Source organism: Liquorilactobacillus hordei DSM 19519, assembly GCF_019443985.1.
Classification (GTDB): domain Bacteria; phylum Bacillota; class Bacilli; order Lactobacillales; family Lactobacillaceae; genus Liquorilactobacillus; species Liquorilactobacillus hordei.
In genome coordinates this window covers 1,302,051-1,318,345 of record NZ_CP049303.1, presented here as the reverse complement: position 1 = coordinate 1,318,345, position 16,295 = coordinate 1,302,051, and the positions used below count along the sequence as shown (strand labels likewise).

The 16,295-nt window shown below is 34.7% G+C and carries 14 protein-coding genes, 2 tRNA genes, 2 pseudogenes and 1 other annotated feature; of the genes and pseudogenes, 3 read left to right on the top strand and 15 right to left on the bottom strand.

The window, feature by feature from the left end:
• Positions 1 to 17: 17 nt before the first annotated feature.
• Together G6O70_RS07555 and G6O70_RS07550 are read right to left on the bottom strand one after the other, a co-directional pair.
• The gene (locus G6O70_RS07555) at positions 18 to 542 is read right to left on the bottom strand and encodes a helix-turn-helix domain-containing protein (RefSeq protein WP_219934265.1); all 525 of its coding nucleotides are present in this window, start codon (positions 540 to 542) and stop codon (positions 18 to 20) included.
• An 88-nt stretch (positions 543 to 630) separates the two neighbouring features.
• A pseudogene (locus G6O70_RS07550) lies at positions 631 to 1,896 on the bottom strand (NRAMP family divalent metal transporter).
• Positions 1,897 to 2,293: 397 nt separating this feature from the next.
• Here G6O70_RS07550 and G6O70_RS07545 point away from each other — a divergent pair.
• Together G6O70_RS07545 and G6O70_RS07540 are read left to right on the top strand one after the other, a co-directional pair.
• On the top strand, positions 2,294 to 3,598 hold the full coding sequence (locus G6O70_RS07545; RefSeq protein WP_057870478.1) for an IS1380 family transposase: 1,305 nt from the start codon (positions 2,294 to 2,296) through the stop codon (positions 3,596 to 3,598).
• Between the two features lie 235 nt (positions 3,599 to 3,833).
• Positions 3,834 to 4,112: a hypothetical protein gene (locus G6O70_RS07540; protein ID WP_057870449.1), complete on the top strand. Its 279-nt coding sequence runs from the start codon at positions 3,834 to 3,836 to the stop codon at positions 4,110 to 4,112.
• Between the two features lie 114 nt (positions 4,113 to 4,226).
• Here G6O70_RS07540 and G6O70_RS07535 read toward each other — a convergent pair.
• The 3 genes and pseudogenes from G6O70_RS07535 to G6O70_RS07525 form a co-directional block, all read right to left on the bottom strand.
• A tRNA-Asn gene (locus G6O70_RS07535) sits at positions 4,227 to 4,298 on the bottom strand.
• 605 nt (positions 4,299 to 4,903) lie between these two features.
• Positions 4,904 to 5,189, bottom strand: a pseudogene (locus tag G6O70_RS07530) (HNH endonuclease).
• A 311-nt stretch (positions 5,190 to 5,500) separates the two neighbouring features.
• Positions 5,501 to 5,683, bottom strand: coding sequence for a hypothetical protein (locus G6O70_RS07525; RefSeq protein ID WP_057870448.1), 183 nt, complete (start codon positions 5,681 to 5,683; stop codon positions 5,501 to 5,503).
• A gap of 131 nt (positions 5,684 to 5,814) precedes the next feature.
• Here G6O70_RS07525 and G6O70_RS07520 point away from each other — a divergent pair, with 131 nt between their 5' ends.
• On the top strand, positions 5,815 to 6,096 hold the full coding sequence (locus G6O70_RS07520; protein WP_057870447.1) for a hypothetical protein: 282 nt from the start codon (positions 5,815 to 5,817) through the stop codon (positions 6,094 to 6,096).
• A gap of 818 nt (positions 6,097 to 6,914) precedes the next feature.
• Here G6O70_RS07520 and G6O70_RS07515 read toward each other — a convergent pair.
• The 10 genes from G6O70_RS07515 to pheS all read right to left on the bottom strand — a co-directional run bounded on the left by G6O70_RS07515 (position 6,915) and on the right by pheS (position 15,974).
• Positions 6,915 to 7,002: transfer RNA gene (locus G6O70_RS07515), tRNA-Ser, on the bottom strand.
• Between the two features lie 58 nt (positions 7,003 to 7,060).
• The gene (locus G6O70_RS07510) at positions 7,061 to 7,810 is read right to left on the bottom strand and encodes an NADPH-dependent oxidoreductase (RefSeq protein WP_057870446.1); all 750 of its coding nucleotides are present in this window, start codon (positions 7,808 to 7,810) and stop codon (positions 7,061 to 7,063) included.
• 74 nt (positions 7,811 to 7,884) lie between these two features.
• On the bottom strand, positions 7,885 to 8,295 hold the full coding sequence (locus G6O70_RS07505) for a hypothetical protein (RefSeq protein ID WP_057870445.1): 411 nt from the start codon (positions 8,293 to 8,295) through the stop codon (positions 7,885 to 7,887).
• Between the two features lie 281 nt (positions 8,296 to 8,576).
• Positions 8,577 to 9,419: an IS3 family transposase gene (locus G6O70_RS07500; RefSeq protein WP_219934264.1), complete on the bottom strand. Its 843-nt coding sequence runs from the start codon at positions 9,417 to 9,419 to the stop codon at positions 8,577 to 8,579.
• 26 nt (positions 9,420 to 9,445) lie between these two features.
• Positions 9,446 to 9,964: a helix-turn-helix domain-containing protein gene (locus G6O70_RS07495; RefSeq protein ID WP_219934263.1), complete on the bottom strand. Its 519-nt coding sequence runs from the start codon at positions 9,962 to 9,964 to the stop codon at positions 9,446 to 9,448.
• An 86-nt stretch (positions 9,965 to 10,050) separates the two neighbouring features.
• Positions 10,051 to 10,527, bottom strand: a complete 477-nt coding sequence (gene greA / locus G6O70_RS07490; protein ID WP_057869531.1) for a transcription elongation factor GreA — start codon at positions 10,525 to 10,527, stop codon at positions 10,051 to 10,053.
• Between the two features lie 26 nt (positions 10,528 to 10,553).
• Positions 10,554 to 11,210: a uridine kinase gene (gene udk / locus G6O70_RS07485; protein WP_057869532.1), complete on the bottom strand. Its 657-nt coding sequence runs from the start codon at positions 11,208 to 11,210 to the stop codon at positions 10,554 to 10,556.
• A 23-nt stretch (positions 11,211 to 11,233) separates the two neighbouring features.
• Positions 11,234 to 12,361: an endolytic transglycosylase MltG gene (gene mltG / locus G6O70_RS07480; RefSeq protein ID WP_057869533.1), complete on the bottom strand. Its 1,128-nt coding sequence runs from the start codon at positions 12,359 to 12,361 to the stop codon at positions 11,234 to 11,236.
• 151 nt (positions 12,362 to 12,512) lie between these two features.
• Complete coding sequence (gene pheT, locus G6O70_RS07475) at positions 12,513 to 14,921, bottom strand: phenylalanine--tRNA ligase subunit beta (protein WP_057869534.1); 2,409 nt, start codon at positions 14,919 to 14,921, stop codon at positions 12,513 to 12,515.
• Positions 14,922 to 15,974, bottom strand: coding sequence for a phenylalanine--tRNA ligase subunit alpha (gene pheS / locus G6O70_RS07470; protein ID WP_057869535.1), 1,053 nt, complete (start codon positions 15,972 to 15,974; stop codon positions 14,922 to 14,924).
• An 82-nt stretch (positions 15,975 to 16,056) separates the two neighbouring features.
• Positions 16,057 to 16,294: a binding site (T-box leader), on the bottom strand.
• Between the last annotated feature and the right edge of the window lies 1 nt (position 16,295).

Genomic DNA, 16,295 nt, shown 5'->3' with positions numbered 1-16,295 from the left:
GTTAATTGTTTTAACTTTTAGTGCTGTTTTTTGTTTCGAATTACGGCATCCAATTTTTTTAGATAAACATTCTCAATTTTAGTATAGGAAAGTTCCTGTTCTAAATGTCTGATTTGTTTTTGTTGTCTCTCTATTAACTGTTGTTCGGTCTTTTTCTTGGATGTTTCTTTCTTTTTCTTAACCATCTTGGGTCGTCCTATCTTAGATGAAATTACGGCTTTAATTCCAAATTGCCGCATTAATTTAAGCCAATTATAAACGACTGTGTGGCTGATATCAAAGTGGATGGCTGTTTTTTGAATACTGGTAGAATGGTTCAAGTAATAGGTAATAACCGCTACCTTGAAATCATTAGAATAGTGCCGGCGTTTAAGCTGTTTAAGTCCGGTAGGACCAAAAGCTTTATAACGCGACACCCAAATTACTAATGGAGTATCACTCGGCATCTTATATTTCAGACACAGTGTGTGGAGTGAATTTTCACCATTTAAATATTCTTTAACTACTTTCAACTTAAAGCTGTAGGTATAATTACGTGTCAAAAAAGCACCTCCAAAACTTGATTTACATGTCCAAGTTTTGTAAGGCACTTCACTTATGGCACACTCACATTTAATAATACTTTCTATTTTACCAAATACCGATAACGGGTCCAATCATGTATATACCAAAAATCATAACGATAATACACAGTACTGTAACCACCCATTTATAAACTCCCTTCATTTGATATTGTTTAGGCATTACCTTAGCTTCAAGAATTAATAAAAAGCCAAGAACAATTGGTAGTAACAAAGCATTCATAACCTCCATCGCCACTGCCATATTTATTAACTCAAAATTAGCAAGTACTAGCACAGCACCTACTACATGTGCCAGAGTATATATAGTATAAAATCCTGCAGTTTTACGATTAAATGGCTCATTTAAACTGTGCTTCCAATTAAGTACTTCCGTAATCCCCCAAGTCCCAGCTAATGCAACAACCAAAGCTGCCACTAACGCACCACCTAAAATACTTGCTCCAATTAAAATCTTAGCTGGCATACTTCCAATAAATGGTGCTAACGCTCTAGCCAGATCAGTAACCGAACTTAATGAATCGGAAAAATTACTATTTCCAACTGTTGCTGCAAAGGCAATTACAAAAATTAACATAATTCCTTGTGTTATCAGCGTTCCAACAAAGGTATCTTGGCGAGCTTTTGGAATGGAACTTATATCTAGTTTTTTGTCAACAACTGCACCTTGCTGATAAAAAATCATCCAAGGCATGATTACTGCACCAACATTAGCTGCTACTAAATAAATATATGATGAATGTCTCCAAGGAATTGTAACTAGCCCTTGAGTCATTTGCGAGAAACTTGGATGAATCATAATTATTGCAATAATAAATGCTAGTTCAGCTGATCCGATTATTACTCCAATCTTCTCTACTCGCCGATAACTTCCAATAAATGCAATTCCAACTAACAAAATAGTAGCAATAGGTACAGTAATCCACTACGATATTCCAAATAATTCTCCAACCCCTGCTACACCAATAAATTCTGTTAGTAAGGCTCCGATTGCAGAAACTGCTAAAGTCCCTGCTGAAAGCCAAGCCCATCCAGTTCCAAAATTTTCACGAATTAATTCTCCATGCCCTTTATGAGTTACAATTCCCAAACGAACTGTCATTTCCTGTGCCATGTACAAAATCGGAATTAGCAGTATTTGTGGTAGAATCATCGTATATCCCCATTGAGCACCAGATTGGGCGGCAGTAATGAGGCACCCTGCATCTGTATCCGCGAGCATGACAATTAAGCCTGGTCCCCAAATTTTTAACCATTGATATTTTGTAATGTTTTCTTTTCTCACTCTTAACTCTTTTTTTATACCTGTCTGCAACCAAATCACTCCTCTTATAACCTAATACCTATATTACTATTCTGATAAACATTTTTAAATACGAAATACACAATATGGGAGTTATTTAATGGTTTGGCACAACATATAGTGGAAATGAATAAATTAGGATATAATATATAAAATTTATTTTTACTGTATCACTTTAAAATTTATATTTTCCAATAGTGAATTTGTAAATAATTTAATTAATATAAAAACTAATTTTCTATTGACTAACCTGATTTATTCACAAAAATACACAAGATACCCATCAAACACATGCTTCACGCGTTTGATGGGCATTTTGCATTTTCACCTTTTAAGTGCACAAAAAGAGCCTCAGCTCTGGTATAGTTAAATTGCTAAACAAAACCACATGAGAGAAGAGGACTCTACATTGAAAACTTTACAGGAAATGGCATTCAATTTCAACAAGAATATTTTAGTATCGCATACGGGTGGTCAATTATCTTCCGATGGCGGGCTAACATTGTGTGTAGAACTGATGGCAAAGTTTCAGTTCACCAACTTGGCCGATAAACTATTGAGGTTCAATGACCAGCGACGATATTGTCAACACAGTAATTCTAGTATCTTAAGACAGTTAACTCTTCAGATTATTGCCGGTTATAGCACAGATTCTGCGGCAACTTTTTTAGAAAAAGAACCGCTTTTTAAATTATTATTGGATAAACCGTCTTTGGCTTCACAAGCAACAATATCACGTTTTTGGCAACGCTTTGATAAAGATAGTGTTAGCACATTACAGACTTTAAATGAGGCTTTGATCGACCGTGTTCGACTATTAACCAACCAGACAGCCACGATTATTGATATCGATTCGACTCACTCAGACACTTATGGCAAACAGGAAGCCACTAACTACAACGCACATTATGGTACTGAAGGATATCATCCATTACTGGCAACTGATCAAGATGGTAACTTATTGAAAGCTGTCTTGCGTCCTGGAAATGCCTACACCAGCAAAGATGTAAAAGCTTTTTTAACACCACTATTAAAGCATTATCAAACTCAGCTGCCCACGACTGACATTCTGGTTCGTGGTGATAGTGGCTTCGCCACGCCAGAAGTTTACGATGTCTGTGAAGCCGACGATGTGTTTTACATTATTCGACTCAAACGCAATCGGAAACTGCAGAATCTAGCTGAAAAGTTCGTCAAGATCAGTGATCAAACCCAGTGGCAAGAGAAAGAGACTCACTACTACTCTGAAATCTATCAATCAGCATCGTGGCCTAAGCCGCGGCAGATCTATGTTAAATCAACTCGAGCAGCCGGTGAACTGATCTTTTCACATGAATTTATCGTTACTAATCTGACTAATTTAACGGCTGAAACAGCCTTTGAACTGTATCACAAACGCGGCCAAATGGAAAATTACATCAAAGAAGCTAAAGCAGGTTTCTTTTTCGATAAGACTGATAGTTCAACGTTTAATGCCAACGCTGCCCGGATGATGGTTAGTGTACTGGCTTACAATATTGTCAACTTTTTAAAGCAGCTAGCACTGACAAAACATGATTCAGGTTTGTGCGTTAGCACATTGCGGATCCGTTTATTCAAATTTGCGGCACGTGTCGTGCATACTGGCCGACGCATTCAGTTGCGACTGAGCTCGTATCATGTTTACCATCGACTGTTCTACCAGGTTCTACAGCGTATCCAGGCTATTGAATAACCGGCAAAATTAAAAAAATCTGTACAACCAAGGGACAAGTGTATCCAAAAATTCAAAGCAATTCTGAGTTAGTTGAAAAATCTCACTAGCTAGAACTTATAAACATAGTATTTCAGCAAAAGATAAAGACATACCCGTCAGTTTTCGAAAAAATACGAAAACTGACGGGCTTTTAATGAACTATGAATAATTCAGGACTAATTGTGTTATCATAAAAATAAAGGACATGATTTCTATGCATTTAGTTGGAAAAAGTGGCAATCTTCTATCTCATGACTGTAATTATTTAATAGATTTACTAAACGAGGATATTAAGCTACATGGAGATTTTACTTGTTGGTGTACTTTTAAAATTTTTGATGGGATCAAGCTATATACCTCTTATATGAAAGTTAAAAATTACCGAACTGAAGGTATTAATTTGAGTAAATGCCACAAAGATGGGGAATATTTTGAAACTATCCAAGCTGTAGATTTACTCAAGATACTAAAAAAGAGAAATAAAATTGAATGAATAAGCTACTTACTATAAATATTTTTATTTAGAACAAATAAAGAGCTGGATCGAAGTTAACTTTGACCCGGCTCTTTAAATTCTAAAACGAAAATAACTCTTTTAACTCACACACTGCTCAGGTAGGATTCGAACCTACGACCTCTTGATTAACAGTCAATTATTCTACCACTGAACTACTGAGCAATAATAATAATTTAATTGTACCAGAAAATTAAGATACATCAAACTAAAAATTAAAAAAACTTGTAACTAAAACTTCTCATGAAAATAAATAGTCCCACCTCCAGTTAAGGAAGTAGGACCTGTCTAAGTTGAATATAAAACACAACTTGTATCTTAACTTATTTATAGATGCTTTTCAATAAAAAAACAAAAAAACATACTAAAAATAAATATACACTCAAAAAAATTTTGGGGGAAGTATCTTATATATTTATTATTATACCATTTAAAACTAATTTTCATAGCAAATAATTTATAAATTGATAGTATGATTGTTATTACCTTACCATCATGATTTGTAAAATTTTAAAAAATAAGGGTAAGTTCCGATAGAATTTACTCAACTGACGATGATAATGTTAAACATTCATCTGATTTCACTCCAAATTTATAATAAAAAAACATTCCCCCACCGACCAAAGTAAAAGATGGATTTTCCTGTGTAGACAGGCTACCTAAACTCTGTCTATTTTAAATACAACAGGGATGAAAGTAGTTAATAGCTCAGTTATGTCAGGAACATGTATGATGTAGATTACTAATCTGATAACGAACAGCACTCATCTTTAATCCCATCGTTCATCACTCTCCCATCTATTATACTTACGCTTGAACTCATGTGTACTGTAGTTCATCCGATGATGTCGCCTGTTGTGACAATTTATTCTCAGGATGATACTCAAGCTCCTTAATGTGATCTACTTCCAAGATAGTATCTGTTGTAGTCACACGGCCTTCACCTTTACATCATTAACGTTCGTAATTATCTCTATCCAATGCCTGTTCTCTTAACTAACGCCATTCTTGCGAGTTGTAGAATAGTGCACGAGTTTCAGTCTGTATCTTCTTCATAGCTCATCGCTCTCATTTCGTTATCGTGCATGAATCTAATCTGTAAGGTTATTGCTTCACTGTATTTACGTAATGCTCTCTCAAATGGGATGTGATTAGTCTTAGCATAATGGGTAAACAACATATACATTGAGCGAACAAGTACGAACTCTACTTCATTCTGCCTGTTTTATCATTGATATGAATGTTGAACTATTCATCGTTGTTTATGTTAGTAACCTTAGCTGTAATTATCTCTTGTTCCATAATGTCACCCCTTTAAATTTATGTACAAAAAAAGCAGCTTAGTGGCTGCTTCAATACCATTTTTCTCATTTGTCCAGATTTAAAATTACAGAAACTGCTTTCTTTCCATACAATTTATACTGTTCTTGAATTGTTTCTAGGGCATCAGAACAGGTTTCGGCATTCACATATCCCTCTTCAGTTGTAATTTTATTTGTAGTGCTATTAATTTCTGTCTCAATTTTAAAAACATAAGTTGAAACTGCCACTTTTTTTCGTCTCTGTCATCCCTAAATAGCATTACTTTATACATTTTTCTTAAGTAGCTCATATTACTTAAAACATTTACACTTACATGATAACATATACTTATAAGCCTATAATACAGGAGGTGAAAAATATGTTATTTGGCAACAAGCACATCACAGGTATTTTAGAAGACAGAGGATTATCTGAATTGAATGATGATGCACTATGGCAAGTAAAAAATATTTTAAATGAACTTGATGATGAACAACTCCTAAGAAATAGCAAAAGAATAATGTCTAGTGACTATGGTAATGAAAAAGCAAGTACAGCATATTTGAGGGCTATAGTTGAACAAAATTGGGTATTACTAGCTCAAAATGACAAAATTTTAAAAAGTTTACAATCTCAAGATAAAAATTCCAAAGAAAGATAGCTAACTTATACAAACTAACTGTATCATTTTTCATTTCTTACCAATTTTATTAGTTCTTTTTGCAAAGGCTACAATGATAAGACTTTTTCAAGCGGAATATTTACGGAGCAGTTCGTTTTCGCAAAATTCCTTTTTTTTAACACCAAATCTAGTAGGTTATCTGTTCATAAACCTAACTTTTCAGCTACTTTCTCAAAGAATCTCAATCTCCGTTTTTTGACAACTGTCAGTAAGTACAATTCTCTGATTCATGCTTGTATCAAAGATGCTATCTATGATGGTGTAATTCAAAAAGACCTTGTGCAAATGTTAATGTTGTGTTTAATAAGAAAAAACCAAGAAAAATTGAATATCTTAGTGTTGCTGAAATGAGTACATTAACTGCTTATACTTCCACAGATCGTAACACCAATTTCACCTCAAAATATCTTATCCTGCTTGCACTCTTATACATGGGTACGTCTAGGAGAGCTTAAGCATTTACCTGGAGAGATATTAATTTCTCGTTCAAAACAATCAGCATCAATAAGTCTTGGCATGAAGGCGCACGCATGTTGCATTCTTACTTTCTGAAAATATTGATTTATATATCATTTCAAAACTATTAGATCACTCAGATATTTCGACAACTAGTCGAGTATATTCCTACCTAATTGACGAGTATAAAATGCGTTCAGATAATCAAATTGAGACCGTTTTGAATACTCTGAGTGCACCAAACACTTTCAAAATAACGTATATTAACGTAAGTAAAAAAATAGAAACGCTGATACATCAACGTTTCCAGATGTATACAATTAAGTTAAATTAATAAAATAAGGAGAGTACAGGATTTGAACCTGCGCGCCGGTATAAACCGGTTCGCCGGATTTCGAGTCCGGTGCATTACCACTCTGCCAACTCTCCAACAACGATAAATATTATATCAATTATCAGAGTGAAATGCAATGCAATCATAAATTAATTATTCTAAACAAAGTTCTTGGTCATGTAGCGTCTTGAGTAGTTCATCTCTTTTGGTCTCTTTTGTTCCCAGCTTTTTAGAGCTTACCTGCTTCGTAAATGAGTCAATTCTACGATTAGAATCACGTAAATCATAATATGTTTGTACAATCTTGTCATATTCCTCTAAATCACCTATATTAATTTCTTGATATTCATTTTCAAAAAAAATCGCATCTAATGGCAATCGAGGTTTTAGCTGTGGCATCTGATCTGCTACCCCCACTTGTAACCCAAGTATGGGAAATGTCATTTTAGGTAGTTCCAACACATTTAGTAATTCTTTTGGTTTATTATTAATACTACCCAAAATAACTGCTCCTAATCCCATACTTGCAGCCGCATTAACCATGTTTTGTACTGCTAAAACTGTATCTTCGACACCTTGTAAAAAAATATCTGTTTTATGGAGCCTACCATCATCTTCACCTAATTGTCGTCTTATACTCTGATTTCGGTGTAAATCAACTATGAAAATAAATAGATCTCCATTTGCTCCAACATAATTTTGACCTGAAATTTTTCTAACGTACATTCTCTTTTTTTCATCAGTAAGGTGTATTATAGAAAATTGCTGCATAAACATACTTGATGATGTATGTCTTGCAACTTCTACCAATGTAACTACTTGTTCCTTTGTTAAATTTTGATTTTTAAAAGCTCTAATTGTTTTATGAGTAACCTGATTATCAATCATCGTATTTTTGATCATTTGTCACAACACTTCCTTACATAATTGATGAAATAATTTTATCACTTGATTTACGCTATAGGAACCCTTTATCATTATTTTAAATCAAACATATTTTCCTTGATAGAACCATCTCGATACACATATACCGTATATGCAGTTCCTGTCATTGCCCCCTCAGTAAGAGCAGTTTGAGAGATTGCCTTTACAAAAAACTTCTTATCATCGTTCCACAAACAACTCCATGTCCAATCTCCACCGTTATCGCCTAATTGGTCCTCTACCAGAGAAAGGGCATCACTTTTACTATGTATTCTGATTAAGGGGCATTCGGTAGAGATAGGTGATACTTCTTTTTTCTTAACAACTTCACCATTAATGGGAACTATTAGTAAATTCTCTTCAAGCTTTTTATTTTCTAAAATCCTTTTTTTACTCTTTTCATATAACATTAATCCCAGCAAAGAAATAGAGATACAACTATAAATAAGTATCGTTTTTTTCATATATAAACAATCCTTTCATTCGCGTATTATACCCCTAAATTTTTGCAATGACATGTTATTATCTCATAATTTTGATGCGAGCAAAAAAAGAGAGGCTGTGCCAAAAGTTAAATTTTGACTCAGCCTCGCTAATTATTCTGTATAAACGTGTTCCATAAGTCAAAATTCTCCGTCTAACTTCGAATTACTCATAGCAAGTTACTCGCTATATTCGTAATTTCGAGTTAGTACTCAAATTTTCCCGACTTTGTACTGCCTTAAAAAAGTTGGACATGTTTGTTTTAATTGTTAGTTAGATACTGTTTACGATATTCAACTGGAGTTAATCCATGCCGCTTAAGTGAAATTCGCTGGGTATTATACCAAGCAACATAATGTTCCACTAACGTACTTAGTTCATTGAGAGAAGTAACCTTAATGCGCCTTAAACATTCACGTTTAAGCATACTGAAAAAGCTCTCAACTGGGGCATTGTCTAAACAATTTCCCTTACGAGACATGCTTTGAATGAAATGATGATGTCTTAGTTTAGCTTGATAATTGGTCATTTGATATTGCCACCCTTGATCAGAGTGTAGAATTGGTTTAGTGGTTGCGGGAATCTTTTTAATGACTGTCTCAAGGGTTTGATCGATTAAAACACGATTGGGTGTTGAACTAACTTTAGCGGCTAAAACTTCATTACTAGCCTCATCAATAACTGTCGAAATATAACCCCATTTTCCACACGTAAGTTTAAACTGACTGACGTCAGTATGCAAAACAGTATATGGTTTATGGGCCTTGAATTGTTGCTTGAGCAAGTTAGGTACCACCTGTCCAACATGACCATGATATGAGTTGTACCGCCCAGAATGTTTTGAAAAAAGAGTAACTTTCAGACCCATAGAAAACATAATTTTACGAACAGTTTCTAGACAAAGTTTAACATGATGCTGTTTTAAAACAAATCTCATGCGACGATAACCATAAGTTTGATGAGAGCGGGCAAATTCTTGCCGAATAATTTGTTTAACCTGACGATATTTATCAGGCCGGTTTAGACAAGCTAAATGATAGTAATACGTCGAACGCGCAAGTCCCGCAACTTTTAAGAGCGTAATAAAGGGATAATCACGCCGCAATTCGTTAATTGTTTTAACTTTTAGTGCTATTTTTTGTTTCGAATTACGGCATCCAATTTTTTTAGATAAACATTCTCAATTTTAGTATAGGAAAGTTCCTGTTCTAAATGTCTGATTTGTTTTTGTTGTCTCTCTATTAACTGTTGTTCGGTCTTTTTCTTGGATGTTTCTTTCTTTTTCTTAACCATCTTGGGTCGTCCTATCTTAGATGAAATTACGGCTTTAATTCCAAATTGCCGCATTAATTTAAGCCAATTATAAACGACTGTGTGGCTGATATCAAAGTGGATGGCTGTTTTTTGAATACTGGTAGAATGGTTCAAGTAATAGGTAATAACCGCTACCTTGAAATCATTAGAATAGTGCCGGCGTTTAAGCTGTTTAAGTCCGGTAGGACCAAAAGCTTTATAACGCGACACCCAAATTACTAATGGAGTATCACTCGGCATCTTATATTTCAGACACAGTGTGTGGAGTGAATTTTCACCATTTAAATATTCTTTAACTACTTTCAACTTAAAGCTGTAGGTATAATTACGTGTCAAAAAAGCACCTCCAAAACTTGATTTACATGTCCAAGTTTTGTAAGGCACTTCACTTATATCACACTCCCATCCTTCTTAACTAACTATTATTTGACTTCAGTAATCTTAACTTTCATCGAACCGCCAGGAGTTTCAATTTCAACAACTTCTCCTAATCGATGCCCTACTAATCCTTTTGCAATTGGCGATTCATTTGATATCTTTCCAGCAAATGGGTCTGCCTCTGCAGCACCTACAATTGAATAAGTTTCAGGTTCTTCATCGGGTAATTCTTGAAATGTTACAGATTTTCCAACAGCAATTTCATCAGCATCTATATCACCATTATCAATAATTTCTGCATGGTTCAACATCTGTTCGATTGTTTTTATTCGACCTTCAACAAAAGATTGCTCATCTTTTGCTGATTCGTATTCAGAGTTTTCAGATAAATCACCAAAACTACGTGCAATTTTAATTCGTTCAATAATTTCTGAACGTTTAGTTGTTTTAAGTGTGTTTAATTCTTCTTCTAACTTTTGTTTTCCCTCAACTGTCATTGGGTATGTTTTTTCTTCTGCCATATAATTATGACTCCTCTCAAAATAAATTAACTATGTGCATGTCTATTATGACGAAGAACGTCACGAATCTTCGTTGTCAATAAATCAATTGCCACTTGATTCGCACCGCCCTCAGGTACAATAATATCAGCATATCTCTTAGTTGGTTCAATAAATTGATGATACATGGGCTTCACTGTTCGTAAATACTGTGAAATTATCGATTCCAATGAGCGTCCTCGTTCCTCAGTATCTCGTTTTATTCGCCTGATAATTCTAATATCATCATCAGTGTCAACAAAAATTTTAATATCCATCAGATCACGTAGACGTTGGTCATTAAGCACAAGAATTCCTTCAACAATTATTACTTCCTGTGGATCTTGCATTAACACCTTGTCGCTTCTAGTATGTGCACTATAATCATACACCGGAACTGCAACTTGTTTCCAATTTAGAAGATCCTGTAAATGTTCAATCAGCAAATCAGTATCAAAAGCATCTGGATGATCATAGTTAACCTTTATCCGCTCTTCAAAAGACATATCATTCTGATCCTTATAATATGAGTCTTCTTGAACCATTAAAAGTGAATGCTGCTTTAATTGGTTAAAAATTGCCATGCTTACAGAAGTTTTCCCACTGCCCGAGCCCCCTGTAACTCCAATAATAACAGGTCGTTTCTTGCTCGAATTTGCTGTCATCTCTAGTTTCTCCTTCATTCATTCTAATTATTATCCTTTGCTAACTTTGCAGTCAGTTTCTGGTGTTCTCCATAAGTCTGTGAATAGTATACTTTACCCGTCTTAATATTCGCGATAAAGTACAAATAATTCTTGTCTCTATCAGTTGGATTTAATACTGCCTCTATCGAATCAATACTAGGATTATTAAATGGCCCAGGGCCTACACCAGTATTTGTGTATAGATTATAAGGTGAATCAACCTTCAAATCTTTATAAGTAACAGTTTTTTTATGTTTTCCAAGAGCATATAACACGGATATATCTGATTGAATTTTCATGTTTTTATCCAATCTATTTTCAAAAACACCTGCAATCTTCTTTCGATCCGAGTCAGTTACACCTTCACGCTCGACTAAAGAAGCTAATGTCAAGACTTTTTGAACAGTCCATCCATTTTTACTAATTTGTGCATAATAAGGCTTCAGCATTTCATCAGTCTTCATAACCATTGAGGTTACCAGCTGCTTTAATGTACTCTTCTTTGCAACAGTATATGTTGCAGGATACAAGTATCCTTCTAACTTGTATCTTACTTTTTTTGCATCCACTGCTGAGCCCAATAAATCTGGATACTGTCCCTTTAATTCATTTAAAAAGGTCTTGTTATTTAACAACGCTAAAAATGATTTTTTCTTAAACTTTGTGTTCTTTTGTATTACATCACCAATTTGCGAAGCTGTCACACCTTCACGAACAAGGACCTTCCCTGAACTTCGTGACTGACTTTCGCCACCTTTTTGCAATTTAAGAGCTATTTGTTTCAAAGTCATTGAAGGTTTTAATTCATAATACCCTGCTTTAAACTGACCATACTTTTTTGCTTTAACGTAATAATCAAAAACAAAACCACTTTTTATCACATTCTTGCTCTCTAGAATACTACCAATCTGCTTAGTTGTACTGCCAATTGGTACCTTAACTTCGATTACCTTATCACTATTAGGGTTTAGCGGCTTCTTTGCAGTTTCGAAGTAATGATGACCGATAATTCCTATAACTACCAGTAAAACAACTATCAGGAGCAACACACCTCGAACAATTCGATTTGCAAAAAGCTTGTTATTTTTATTATTTTGCAAGTCTACATTGTCCTCATTATTGTTATTCAAAGTATCCCTCCATTCGAAATACACTATCCATTACATTATACATAAAATTGCTTAAATTTGCATCAAGATTCGATATTACTTGATATTCAAAAATTAATTAATACGAAAAAAGCCACAGATTTTCTACTATCCATAGCTTTTTCGTATCAAATTAACGAATTTCTACATCAAATTTTTCTTGTAGTTTCCTCATTACCTTTTCAAAATCAGCATTTACAATCTCATCTGCAAGTGTTTTCGTATTATCACTATACGTTAACTCATAAGCTAATGATTTTTGTTCAACACCCAACTTGCCACCTTCATAGACATCAAAAAGTTGAATATCACTTAGAATCTTCCCACTTTGTGTCTTAATAAAGTTAATAATATCAGCGTTTGTAATATTCTTATTGACAGCTAGTGCAACATCTCGTGTAATAACCGGATATTTTGATACAGGTTGATACGTAATTAATTCATTATTGAAATCAATAATTTTTTGCAAATCAAGCTCGAAGACGTATGTTCGTCCTATTCCATATTCCTTAGCAATATTTGGATGAACTTCCCCCACAAAGCCGATAAAAAGATTATCTACAAAAATGTCAGCTGTTCTTCCAGGGTGCATCTCTTCATGTTTTTGTGAAGCATTGTATCTAACATCCTTAATCCCTAATTTGCCTAACAGATGTTCAACAATTCCTTTAGCAACATAAAAATCAACTTGTTTTTTCTCATCGTGCCATGACTGCACTGAGTATAATCCCGTCATAGCAGCTGCTATGTGCTCAATCTCACGTGGGCGGTCCCTACCTTCATCACGGTAAAAAACACGTCCCTGCTCGTACAACATCACATTCGAAACTTTACGTGCATTGTTATAAGCCACATCATCTAGTAAACCACTAATCAGATTCATTCTGATTGTTGTTCTATCTGAACTCATTGGAAAATCTAACTTAGTTGCTTGTGCATCTTCCATCATAAATCTTTGTGCTTTTTTGTCAGAAGTCAAACCATAAGAAATTGCCTGCATTAATCCTGATTCTTCTAAGATACTTCTTGTATCACGAATTACTTGTTGCTTATACGTATACTTTCCAGGTGTTAATTCACCACTAGGCAACGTTGCAGGTAAATTATCATAACCATAAATTCTTGCAACTTCTTCAATCAAATCAGCTGGAATACTAATATCCCATCTTCTTGCAGGGATAGAAACGTTGAAAACATTACTCTTTTCCTCTACGTTAAAACCAAGCCTTATGAAAATATTCTTGACTTCTTCGTCTTTTAATTCAGTTCCTAACACATCGTTGATTTTTTTTGTTGAAATATTCACGATTGTTGGTTGCACAGTACTTTTAGCCCCAACCGCAACATCAGAAACGACTTTTCCATTACCCAGCTCGGCAATCAATTGTGCTGCTGTATCAAGAGCTTCAGCAACCGCTTCTTGATTAATTCCACGTTCAAATCGCATTGCAGCTTCACTGTGTAAATTATGTTTTCTTGCAGTTTTACGTATAGCTGACGAATTAAAAACAGCCGCTTCAAGTGCAATAACTTGTGTATTCGCCGAAATACCACTATTTAAACCACCCATAGTACCCGCTAATGCAATGGGCCCATTATTATCAGCAATCACAATATCACTTTCTAAAAGTGTTCTTTCTTCTTCATCCAAAGTTTTTAAGGTTTCACCCTTCTTAGCAAGTCGAACTTCGATATTTTTACCAGAAATTTTATGGTAATCAAAAGAATGAAGTGGTTGACCATATGCAAGTAAAATATAGTTTGTTACATCAACAACATTATTCATTGGTCGAATGCCTGCATTCCATAAACGTTTTTGCAACCACATTGGACTTTCTTCAACCTTCACATCTTTGATAACACGTAGCAAATATGTTGAAGCTAATTCTTTATCTGCTGTTACTTGAATATAATCAGAAATATTATCTGTCAAATCTTCTTGTAATTCAGTCTTTTTCAAACTTACTTTCTTATCATAAATTGCTGCGAGTTCATAGGCTGTACCACGCATGCTTAGCATATCTGCTCGGTTTGGCGTAACATCCAAGTCAATAATGTCTTCATCCATTCCTAAATATGAATACACTGGTTCACCAGGTTTAGCATTATCTGGAAGAAAGTATATTCCATCGGCATATGCTTTAGGAACAACGTTTTCTGAAAAACCAATTTCTTGAAGCGAACAAATCATTCCTTCAGAAACTTCTCCTCGCATTTTTCCTCTTTTGATTTTCACATTTCCAGCAATTCTTGAATTAGGTAATGCTACAATCACCTTTTTACCTGCAGCAATATTAGGAGCACCACAAACAATTTGCGATAATTCTTCTTCTCCTATATCGACTTTGCAAATATTAAGATGATCTGATTCCGGATGCTTTCTAACTTCAACAGTTGCACCTACCACAATCTTCTTTAAATTTTTATCAAGTCTAGAAACGCTGTCAACTTCAACCGCCGTTCTTTCAATCTTCTCAGCTAATTCTTCTGGATTAATATCTAAATCAATATAATCTTTGAGCCATTTTGTAGAAATCTTCATTTATCTCTGTCCTTTCTGCGCAAATTGTGATAAGAAGCGGACATCATTTAAGTAAAATTCACGAATATCATCGACCCCATATTTTAACATTGCAAAACGATCTGGTCCTAAACCAAAGGCAAAACCACCGTAAATTTCTGAATCTACTCCTGCCATTGTTAAGACGTTAGGATGAACCATTCCTGCTCCTAAAACTTCAATCCAACCAGTTTGCTTACAAACAGCACATCCTTTACCTTCACACTTAAAACAAGAAACATCAACTTCAACTGAAGGCTCAGTAAAAGGAAAATAACTTGGACGCAATCTAATTTCACGTTCATCTCCAAATAGTGTTCGAGCAATACTTTGTAGCGTTCCCTTTAAATCAGCCATCGTAATATGCTTATCGATAACAAGTCCTTCAACTTGGTGAAATTGATGGGAATGTGTTGCATCATCAGTATCACGCCTATACACCTTACCAGGGGAAATCATCTTTAGTGGTCCCTTAGAAAAATCATGTTTTTCCATTGTACGAGCCTGTACAGGAGAAGTTTGAGTGCGCATCAAGATTTGTTCATTAATATAAAAAGTATCTTGCATATCTCGTGCTGGGTGATCCTTTGGTAAGTTCATCATTTCAAAATTATAATGATCTTCTTCAATTTCTGGACCATCCACAACTTGATAACCCATTCCTAGAAAAAGTTTTTCTAGTTGATCAATAACTTGCATTATGATATGTGGTTGCCCTGCCTTAACTGGAACGCCTGGTAATGTAACATCAATCTTTTCTTTTTCAAGTTTTCTAGCAGTTTTAATTATTTCTAACTTTTCTCGTCTTTGCGCAATTGCTTCTGTCAATTCATCGCGTACTTTATTTGCAAAGCTACCGACAACTGGTCGCTCCTCTTTTGAAAGATCCTTCATCCCACGAAGTACTTCTGTAATGGGACCCTTTTTCCCCAATAAATTAACTCTAATTTCATTAATTTTCTTTAAATCATCAACAGTATTAATCTCACCTAAAGCCTTCACTTTTAACTCTGTTAACCTACTTTTTAAGTCCATCTGCTTTTTCCTTTCCTGTTCATTCATAATAATAGTAACAAATCACAAATACTCTTTTTAAGACAAAAAGACCCCGTCCCATCAAAGGGACGAGGTCTCGCGGTACCACCCTTGTTCTAGCCAGTACAACACTTCAAAGTCAATACCAACTAGCACTTTCATGTTAACGCCCATGTATGCGGCACATCATTCATCAATAGTTAAATCCCGATGGCAACTAAGGAAATGAAATTCGGATACTTCTATACGGAATAATTTCAGCAACTGTATTCCTCTCTGACTACAAAAAATATCCTACTATTTTCCGTCAATGTCTTTACT

Bases quoted from the DNA above. Each gene is read 5' to 3' on its own strand.
- G6O70_RS07540 (WP_057870449.1), top strand. From the start codon at position 3,834: ATGCATTTAGTTGGAAAAAGTGGCAATCTTCTATCTCATGACTGTAAT.
- G6O70_RS07520 (WP_057870447.1), top strand. From the start codon at position 5,815: ATGTTATTTGGCAACAAGCACATCACAGGTATTTTAGAAGACAGAGGA.
- G6O70_RS07510 (WP_057870446.1), bottom strand. From the start codon at position 7,810: ATGATCAAAAATACGATGATTGATAATCAGGTTACTCATAAAACAATT.
- G6O70_RS07505 (WP_057870445.1), bottom strand. From the start codon at position 8,295: ATGAAAAAAACGATACTTATTTATAGTTGTATCTCTATTTCTTTGCTG.
- greA (WP_057869531.1), bottom strand. From the start codon at position 10,527: ATGGCAGAAGAAAAAACATACCCAATGACAGTTGAGGGAAAACAAAAG.
- udk (WP_057869532.1), bottom strand. From the start codon at position 11,210: ATGACAGCAAATTCGAGCAAGAAACGACCTGTTATTATTGGAGTTACA.
- pheT (WP_057869534.1), bottom strand. From the start codon at position 14,921: ATGAAGATTTCTACAAAATGGCTCAAAGATTATATTGATTTAGATATT.
- pheS (WP_057869535.1), bottom strand. From the start codon at position 15,974: ATGGACTTAAAAAGTAGGTTAACAGAGTTAAAAGTGAAGGCTTTAGGT.